General features: G+C 76.7%; 1 protein-coding gene. It reads right to left on the bottom strand.

What is annotated here, in order from left to right:
• Positions 1 to 1076, bottom strand: a 1076-nt coding sequence (locus ACFV0G_RS39340) for an alcohol dehydrogenase catalytic domain-containing protein (RefSeq protein WP_380558722.1), incomplete at its 3' end; no start/stop codon positions are given.
• Between the last annotated feature and the right edge of the window lie 355 nt (positions 1077 to 1431).

Genomic DNA, 1431 nt, shown 5'->3' with positions numbered 1-1431 from the left:
AGCGACACGACCGTGCGGAGGGCCTCGCCGCTGCGCATCTGCGCGATCGCCTCGTTGACGTCCTCCAGCGGCACCCGGTGGGTGACCAGCCCGGCCAGGTCGAGGCGGCCGGCCCGCCACAGCTCGATCACCCGGGCCGCGGTGCGGGCGACGTCGCCGCCGCCGTACAGGGAGGTCAGGATCCGCTTCTCGTTGAAGAAGAGCTCGCCGAGGCTGAACGCCACGGTGTCGTCCTTCGCACCGGCACCGACCACCACCACCGCACCGCCGCGGCGCGCCGCGTCGTACGCGGCCCGCACCGTCCGGGCGGTGCCGACCGCCTCCACCACGTAGTCGTAGCCGCCGGCCGGCAGGCCGCGGGCGGCGGACTTGAGCTCCTCGGGGGCGATCGCGTCGGTGGCGCCGAACGCCAGCGCCCGCCCGCGCCGGGACGCCACCGGGTCGACCGCGGTGATCCGGGCCGCACCACTGATCACGGCCGCCTGGACGGCCGCCGCCCCCACGCCGCCCGCGCCGAGCACCGCGACCGAGGCGCCCGGCTCGACCCGGGCGGTGTTCACCACCGCGCCGAAGCCGGTGGTGACCCCGCAGCCGACCAGCGCCGCCAGCTCGAACGGTAGGTCGGCGGGCACCTTCAGCACGGCGTCGGCGGCGACCACCACCTCCTCGGCGAACGCGCCGGTGCTGTAGAAGCCGTACGCGGCCCGGCCGTCCCCGCCGAGCCGGAAGCCGGGCACCGTAAGGCGGCGCAGGCTCGCCGTGCACAGGTGGCTCTCGCCGCGCAGGCAGAGCGGGCAGGTGCCGCACGGCGGCATCCAGCAGAGCACCACCCGGTCGCCGGCGGCCAGGCCGGTCACCCCGGGCCCCACCTCGACGACCTCGCCCGCGCCCTCGTGGCCCGGCACGAACGGCGCGGGCTGCGGCAGCACCCCGGCCATCGCGGACAGGTCCGAGTGGCACAGCCCCGCCGCACGCATCCGCACCCGGACCGTGCCCGGGCCGAAGCCGACCGCCTCCACGTCGTCCCGGACCTCCAGCACGTCCTGTCCGGTCTCGTGCAGGATCGCTGCGCGCATGGGCTGCTCCCGTCTCCTCGTACCCGCCCCGTCACCGCTCTCCGCGGCGCCCACGAGCGTACGGTCGCCCCGCGCACGGGGGTACCGGACGTTCGTCACGCCGCCGACCTGGGGATCGGCCGGCACCCTACCCTCGGGTAGGGTCCGCTGCACCGTTCCGTCCGCCCGCCCAGCAGGGAGTACGCACCATGACCGACCTCCACCACCCGGACGCCGTGTCCGGCACCCGCCCGGAGCCGGAGGTCCTGGCGGCGTTCGAGTCGGCGGCCGGGTTCATGCCCGTCGACGAGGGGCTGGCGCTGTTCGCGGCCGGGGTGGAAGCCGCCGGGCGGGCGGGGCGGCCGGTGGTGGAGAT

Origin of the sequence: Kitasatospora sp. NPDC059571 (assembly GCF_042735675.1) — a bacterium.
GTDB lineage: Bacteria > Actinomycetota > Actinomycetes > Streptomycetales > Streptomycetaceae > Kitasatospora.
This window is presented reverse-complemented; position numbering and strand designations above follow the sequence as displayed.